Origin of the sequence: Actinoplanes rectilineatus (assembly GCF_000962825.1) — a bacterium.
In the GTDB taxonomy this organism is placed as follows: domain Bacteria; phylum Actinomycetota; class Actinomycetes; order Mycobacteriales; family Micromonosporaceae; genus Actinoplanes; species Actinoplanes rectilineatus.
On the sequence record NZ_JZKF01000038.1, the window covers coordinates 78,984 to 85,878 of the forward strand.

7 protein-coding genes are annotated in these 6,895 nt (G+C 71.5%); 5 read left to right on the forward strand and 2 right to left on the reverse strand.

What is annotated here, in order from left to right:
- Positions 1-78 precede the first annotated feature (78 nt).
- Positions 79-906 (forward strand): formate dehydrogenase accessory sulfurtransferase FdhD, encoded by an 828-nt coding sequence (gene fdhD / locus WH85_RS26380; protein WP_045744686.1) that lies wholly within the window; start codon positions 79-81, stop codon positions 904-906.
- Positions 907-965: 59 nt separating this feature from the next.
- Complete coding sequence (locus WH85_RS26385; RefSeq protein WP_045744687.1) at positions 966-2,600, forward strand: alkaline phosphatase D family protein; 1,635 nt, start codon at positions 966-968, stop codon at positions 2,598-2,600.
- On the opposite strand, the gene WH85_RS26390 is transcribed toward WH85_RS26385, so the two are convergent.
- On the reverse strand, positions 2,579-3,613 hold the full coding sequence (locus WH85_RS26390; RefSeq protein ID WP_045744688.1) for a DUF4192 domain-containing protein: 1,035 nt from the start codon (positions 3,611-3,613) through the stop codon (positions 2,579-2,581). The genes WH85_RS26385 and WH85_RS26390 overlap by 22 nt on opposite strands.
- An 81-nt stretch (positions 3,614-3,694) precedes the next feature.
- Positions 3,695-4,198, reverse strand: coding sequence for a GNAT family N-acetyltransferase (locus WH85_RS26395; protein ID WP_045744689.1), 504 nt, complete (start codon positions 4,196-4,198; stop codon positions 3,695-3,697).
- A gap of 56 nt (positions 4,199-4,254) precedes the next feature.
- On the opposite strand from WH85_RS26395, the gene WH85_RS26400 reads away from it, so the two are divergent.
- The 3 genes from WH85_RS26400 (at position 4,255) to WH85_RS26410 (ending at position 6,588) form a co-directional block, all read left to right on the forward strand.
- On the forward strand, positions 4,255-5,193 hold the full coding sequence (locus tag WH85_RS26400; RefSeq protein ID WP_045744690.1) for a fructosamine kinase family protein: 939 nt from the start codon (positions 4,255-4,257) through the stop codon (positions 5,191-5,193).
- 132 nt (positions 5,194-5,325) lie between these two features.
- Positions 5,326-6,342 (forward strand): GTP 3',8-cyclase MoaA, encoded by a 1,017-nt coding sequence (gene moaA / locus WH85_RS26405; RefSeq protein ID WP_045744712.1) that lies wholly within the window; start codon positions 5,326-5,328, stop codon positions 6,340-6,342.
- A 3-nt stretch (positions 6,343-6,345) separates the two neighbouring features.
- Complete coding sequence (locus WH85_RS26410) at positions 6,346-6,588, forward strand: MoaD/ThiS family protein (protein ID WP_045744691.1); 243 nt, start codon at positions 6,346-6,348, stop codon at positions 6,586-6,588.
- Positions 6,589-6,895: the final 307 nt, after the last annotated feature.

Consider the following 6,895-nt stretch of genomic DNA (forward strand, 5'->3'; position numbering starts at 1 on the left):
CCGCCCGGCTGTCGAGCGTGACCGCGCGCTCAGTAAGACGTGCTCGCCGTCTCCGTATCCGCGCCGTAAGCTCCGCCCATGGGGAGGAAGACGACACGCCGGTCCGTGGTCACCGTCGATCTGAGCGCGTCGCCGGGGTCCCGCCGCCGGCAGGACGAACTCGCCGCCGAGGAGCCGCTGGAGATCCGGGTCGGCAAGAAGCCGCTCGCGGTCACCATGCGCACCCCGGGCGACGACATCGATCTGGCCATGGGGTTCCTGCTCGGCGAGGGCGTGATCGGCAAGTCCGGTGACATCGTGACCGCCCAGCTCTGCGCCGGTACGGACACGCCGAACACGTACAACGTGGTGGACATCGTCCTCGACCCGCACGTGCCGCCGCCGGTGACCGACCCGAGCCGCAACTTCTACACCACCAGCGCCTGCGGGGTCTGCGGCAAGGCCAGCATCGACGCGGTCCGCACCAAGTCGCTGTTCGACGTCACGCCCGACCCGATGCGGGTCGCCGCGCAGACCCTGGTCGAGCTGCCCGGCAAGCTGCGGGCGGCACAGCGCACCTTCGACCGCACCGGCGGGCTGCACGCGGCCGGCCTGTTCACCGCCGAGGGCGAGCTGCTGGTGCTGCGCGAGGACGTGGGACGGCACAACGCGGTCGACAAGGTCCTCGGCTGGGCGCTGAAGGAGGGCCGGCTGCCGCTGGCCGGGCACGTCCTGCTGGTCTCCGGGCGGGCCAGCTTCGAGTTGACGCAGAAGGCGTGGATGGCCGGGGTTCCGCTGCTCGCAGCCGTTTCGGCGCCGAGCACTCTCGCGGTGGAACTCGCCGACGAGGCGGGGATGACACTGGTCGGGTTCCTCCGCGAGCCGCGCATGAACATCTACGCTGGGGCGCAACGCGTCACGTTCTGACCACATCGTATTTCCGCTACGGCATATTTGCCGTCATCCATGGCCGCGAGGCTGCGAACATGTCTGTCTCGCGTCGTACCCTGCTGCTGAGCTCCGCCGCCGGAGCCGCCGTCGTCTGGCCGTCGGGCGCCTTCGCGGCGCCCCACCGCGGGCCCTTACGCACCGACCCGTTCACCCTCGGCGTCGCGTCCGGCGACCCGGCACCGGACGGATTCGTGCTCTGGACCCGGCTCGCCGTCACCCCGCTCGCCGAGGACGGGCTCGGCGGCATGCCCGCCCGTGACGTCACGGTGCACTGGGAACTCGCCGCCGACGAACGGTTCCGCAAAGTGATCCGCAAAGGCACGGCCGCCGCCCGGGCGAGCCGGGCCCACAGCGTGCACGTGGAGTTGGACGGGCTCTCCGCGGGACGGGAGTACTTCTACCGGTTCCGGGCCGAGGGCTACACCTCCCCGGCCGGCCGGACCCGCACCGCACCGGCCCGCTCGGCGTCCGGCGGGCCGCTGGCGATGGCATTCGTCTCCTGCTCCCAGTACGAACACGGGTACTTCACCGCGTACCGGCGGCTGGCCGAAGACGAACCGGACCTGATCCTGCACCTGGGCGACTACCAGTACGAGTACGCGCCGGACACGTACACCGTCCCCGGCGGCAATCCGCGCGACCACGAAGGGCCGGAGACCGTCACGCTGGCGAACTACCGCCAGCGGCACGCCCAGTACAAGGCCGACCCGGACCTGCAGGCGGCACACGCGGTCGCCCCATGGGCGGTGGTCTTCGACGACCACGAGGTGGAGAACAACTGGGCCGGCGAGGTGCCGGAACAGCCCGACCCGGATTTCCGTACCCGCCGGGCCGCCGCGTTCCAGGCGTACTACGAGAACATGCCGCTGCGCCGCACCTCCATCCCGCGGGGCATCGACATGCAGTTGTACCGCCGGCTGCACTGGGGCAGGCTGGCCACCTTCCACATGCTCGACACCCGGCAGTTCCGCGACGACCAGGGCTGCGGCGACGGATACAGGGACTGCCCGGCGGCGTCCGACCCGGCCCGCAGCATTACCGGCCCCGAGCAGGAGAAGTGGCTGCTCGACGGGTTCCGCCGGTCGACCGCCCGCTGGGACGTCCTCGGCCAGCAGGTCTTCTTCGGGCAGCGGGACAACAACGCCGGGCCGCAGAAGGTGCTCAGCATGGACTCCTGGGACGGCTATCAGGGCTCCCGGGACCGGATCACCCGCGGCTGGGTGGACGCCGGGGTCCGCAACCCGGTGGTGCTCACCGGCGACGTGCACGCCCACTGGGCCGACGACCTCAAGCTTGACTACGACGACCCGACGTCACGGACGGTCGGCACCGAACTGGTCTGCTCGTCGATCACCTCCGGGGGCGACGGCGCCGACGTGGCGAGCGGCAACCACAGCTGGTCGGCATGGAACCCGCACCTGCGGTTCTACAACAACCAGCGCGGGTACGTCCGGACGCGGATCACCGGTGACGCGCTGACCGCGGACTTCGTGGTCCTGCCGTACGTGACCACCCCGGGTGCGACGGCGCACACCCGGGCCACCTTCGTGATCGAGGACCGGGTGCCCGGCCTGACCAGGGTCGCCGACAACCCGACCCCGTCGGCGACGCTGCGGTCGGCGGCGGAGCAGGGCGCGGAGACCGTCCGTCAGGAGACCGACCGCCCCTGACCGGTTCGTCTCCGGCGCGGCCGCCGCGGCCGGGCACGGACCTCGGTGGAGATCAGCATGCGGGGCGGCACCGCGAACCCGAGCAGTTCGTGCAGCATCGACGCCAGGCGGTGGTCCGGATTCTCGGCGAGCCCGCGGTCCAGCGCGACCCGGGCCAGCGCGCCGTGGCCGGACCGCCAGGCGGCGTACGCCAGCAGGCAGGCCGGGCCGGGCACATAGACCGGTTCGACCCGGCGCAACACGTCGGTCCAGAGCCGGATCCGCCAGTCCTCACCGTCGCACCGGTCCAGCGCGAAATCCTCGGTCCGGACGTCGACGAGCAGCATGCCCAGCCAGGCGGTCTCGTCCGGGTCGAGCGTGCCGCCGTCCCGGTAGCGCCGCTCGGCCGCCCGGATCGCGTCCCGGCCGGCCTGCCGGATCATCCGCCCGTGCCGTCCGGCCCCGAGGTCCGCGGCGGCCAGGTCGGTGAGCCGCTGCCGGGCCCGGTCGGTGGCCGCGACCATCGCCACCCGGACCGGACCGTCCAGCCGGGACACCTGCGCCACCAGGTCACGCCGGCTGGGCAGGGCCACACTCCCGCGGTAGGTGGCCTCGGCGGCGATCACACTGTCGGCGGGCAGGCACGGTGTGCCCTCCGGCGGGCAGCAGCGCGGCTCCCGGCAGACGTAGGACCACCACCGCCCGCCGGTCACCCGGATCGCGTCCTCCACGAACAGGCCGGCAGACCGCAGTGCCTCGCCGAGGACCGCGATCGCCGTGGTGATCCGGTCAGCCGGCCCGTAACCGATCAAGATCACTGTCTGCGACCCCTGCACCGCGACGGCCTCGACGAACTCCGCCGTGCGGGTCGTGGCCGCCGGCGCGGTCAGGTCGTAACAGGCACCGAAATCGAGGTTGAGGCCGGTCACCCCGACCACGACCATGGCGTCAGCGGGGTGATAACCCAGCAGGAACGGCAGGGCGGCGACGAGGTCGGACGGGGTGCGGAGCGCCAGCGCGCGTTCGGTTCTCATGCGGGCAGCGTCGCCGCGGGACCGTGCACGGCGAGTGCCGAATCTCCGGCCTGTGGACGACACGCTCGTCGTCCACAGCGGTCACGAACGGAACGGCAGCTCGTGGAGTTGCAGGCTGTCCTCGCGCCGGGCGTTGCTGTGCCGGTCCAGGTCCATGGTCAGCTCGATCGACGACACCACGTCGTATCCGGCGGCGTGCAGACTGCGGATCGCCTCGACGTTGCGCGACTCGGGGGAGATCGTCAGGGCGGTCATGTTCCGCCGCTTGGCCTCCCCGGCGACGTGCTGCAGCAGCAGACGCCCGACACCCTTGTGCCGGTGCGTGACGGTGACGACCACCGGGTCGACCTCACCGGCCCGCCCCCGGATGATCAGCCCGACCATGCCGACCACGCCGTCGTCCGCGTGGTCCGCGACCCAGAGACCGGAGAGGTCCAGCCTCGTCAGGTACTCCTCGAAACCGGCGCCACCGTCGTCGTCGCCCCCGCCGTACATCTCGTGGTGCTGCCGGGTGAGTTCCGCCCACAGACGCCGGCCCGCGGAGTGGTCACTCGGGCGGTAAGAACGCACAGCGACAGGGGCCATGCGGACATTTTGCCTCTGAATAGGGACTTCCGTCACCCGAAGAGCAAGATAACCACGTGGACATGGCGTACCTGCGCGCGCATCCCCAGCACCTACCGACATTTCTCACCCATCAACGGATCCGGGAGACCCCGGTGGGCCGGTCGGTGCGCCGTCTGACGCTCGACGACGGCACGTCGCTGTTCGCCAAGACCCTGCCCGCCTCCTTCGCCGCCTCCTCTGTCGCTGCTCCCTCTGTCGCTGCCTCCTCTGTCGATGCCTCCTCTGTCGCTGCTTATTTCGCCGCCGAGGCTGCGGGCCTCGATTGGCTGCGGTCAGCGGACGCGGTGCCGATCCCCGAAGTGATCGCCGCCCTCCCGGATCTCCTCGTCACCACCTGGATCGAATCGGGAACGCCGACCCCGAAGGCGGCCGAGGACTTCGGACGCGGCCTGGCGGCACTGCACCGCTCGGGCGCCGACACCCTCGGCGCCGCCTGGCCGGGATACATCGGCCCGCTCCCGCTCGACAACACCCCCTCCGAGGGCCCGTGGGGCACCTGGTTCGGCAACCGCCGCCTGCTTCCCTACCTGCGCATCTCAGCGGACCGCGGTGCTCTCCCGGCCGGTGACGTCACGCTGATCGAGCAGATGATCAACACCCTTGTGGGGTACGCGCAAAGCACCGCGCCCGCCCGCATCCACGGCGACCTGTGGCCGGGCAACCTGATGTGGGGTGCCGACGGCCGGTGCTGGCTGGTCGATCCCGCCGCGCAGGGCGGCCACCGGGAGACCGACCTGGCGACACTGGCGATGTTCGGCGGCGTCCCGCATCAGGACCGGATCCTGGCCGCCTACCGGGAGGCGTGGCCGCTCGACGACGGATGGGCGGATCGGGTCGCTCTGCACCAGCTGCATCTGCTCCTGGCGCACACCGCGGCGTTCGGCGCCGGATACCGCGATCAGGTCCGTGCCGCGGCGGAGAAAGCCGGCCGGTTTCTGGCAGGGCTGCGGTGAGTTTCCGCATCGATGTCGTCCCCGCCGGGCTCGTCGCTGTCCACAGGCCGAAAAATGCGTGTCGGCACCGCGGCATGGGAGAGGATAGATTCGATCGGTGAGTGTTTCGAGGAGATCAGCCGAACCGGCCCGGTGGCGTCCGTGACTGTGCTCGCCGACCGCTTCGGCCGCATCGCCACCGATCTCCGCGTCTCCCTGACGGATCGGTGCAATCTCCGCTGCACCTATTGCATGCCGGCCGAGGGTCTAGCCTGGATGCCGCAGCCACAGCAGCTCACCGACGACGAGGTCAACCGCCTGGTCCGGATCGCGGTGGAGCAGCTGGGCGTCACCGAGGTCCGCTTCACCGGCGGCGAGCCGCTGATCCGTCGCGGCCTGGTCGGCATCGTCGCCGCCGCGGCCCGGCTCGACCCACGCCCGCAGCTGTCGGTCACCACCAACGGCATCGGCCTGGACAGGGTCGCCGGCGCGCTCAAGGAAGCCGGACTCAACCGGGTCAACGTCTCCCTGGACACCCTCGACCCGGCCCGCTTCCACACCCTGACCCGCCGCGACCGGCACGCTGACGTGCTCGCCGGCCTGCGCGCCGCCGCCGACGCCGGCCTGACCCCGGTCAAAATCAACACGGTGCTGATGCGCGGGGTCAACGACGACGAGGCCGCCGCCCTGCTGCAGTTCGCGCTCGACCACGGCTACCAACTGCGCTTCATCGAGCAGATGCCCCTCGACGCCCAGCATCAGTGGACCCGGGCCGAGATGGTCACGGCCGACGAGATCCTGGCCGCCCTCAAGCCGTTCGACCTCCGTCCCGACAATGTTTCACGTGGAACAGCACCGGCCGAAACCTGGCTGATCCCCCACCACGTCGACGCCGCCGGCGAACCAGCCCGCGTCGGCGTGATCGCCAGCGTCACCCGCCCGTTCTGCGGCGACTGCGACCGCACCCGCCTGACCGCCGACGGCCAGATCCGCAACTGCCTCTTCGCCACCGACGAGAGCGACCTGCGCAAACTCCTCCGCGACGGCGCCCCCGACAACGAGATAGCCGACGCGTGGCAGGTAGCCATGCGCGGCAAACGAGCCGGCCACGGCATCGACGACCCCACCTTCTTGCAGCCCGCCCGCCCCATGTCCGCCATCGGAGGCTGACCGATGCCGACCGTCCGCTACTTCGCCGGGGCCCGGGCCGCCGCCGACGGCATCTCCAGCGAACTCGTCGACGCCCCCACCCTGGACGCCTTGACCCAGCTGCTGTCCGACCGCCACGGCGAACGCCTGGCCCTGGTCCTGAAGGCAGCCAGCTTCCTGGTCGACGGCCTCGCCTGCCACGACCGAACCGCCCCCCTCCCCGCCGAGGCCACCGTCGACGTGCTCCCTCCCTTCGCCGGAGGCTGACCCACACCCCGCTCCACCGCACCCGGCAGCCCCCGCCACCAACATCACCCGTCGCTCCGCCCGGCCCTCCCCGTCCACCAAAGCCCCACACACAGCCACCGGACGATGCGGGCAATAACGGCAACGTGCCGGGGTGCTGGCCTGCCGGGGTGCTGGCCTGCCGGGGCGCTGGACTTTGCAAACGATGAGCAACGTGCCGGGTGCCGGGTGCCGGGTGCCGGGTGCCGGGTGCCGGGTGCCGGGTGCCGGGTGCCGGGAGCCGGGTGCCGGGTGCCGGGTGCCGGGTGCCGGGGGTGTTCCTGCCACC

Coding starts and splice junctions, on each gene's coding strand:
- fdhD (WP_045744686.1), top strand. CDS start 79: ATGGGGAGGAAGACGACACGCCGGTCCGTGGTCACCGTCGATCTGAGC.
- WH85_RS26385 (WP_045744687.1), top strand. CDS start 966: ATGTCTGTCTCGCGTCGTACCCTGCTGCTGAGCTCCGCCGCCGGAGCC.
- WH85_RS26390 (WP_045744688.1), bottom strand. CDS start 3,613: ATGAGAACCGAACGCGCGCTGGCGCTCCGCACCCCGTCCGACCTCGTC.
- WH85_RS26395 (WP_045744689.1), bottom strand. CDS start 4,198: ATGGCCCCTGTCGCTGTGCGTTCTTACCGCCCGAGTGACCACTCCGCG.
- WH85_RS26410 (WP_045744691.1), top strand. CDS start 6,346: ATGCCGACCGTCCGCTACTTCGCCGGGGCCCGGGCCGCCGCCGACGGC.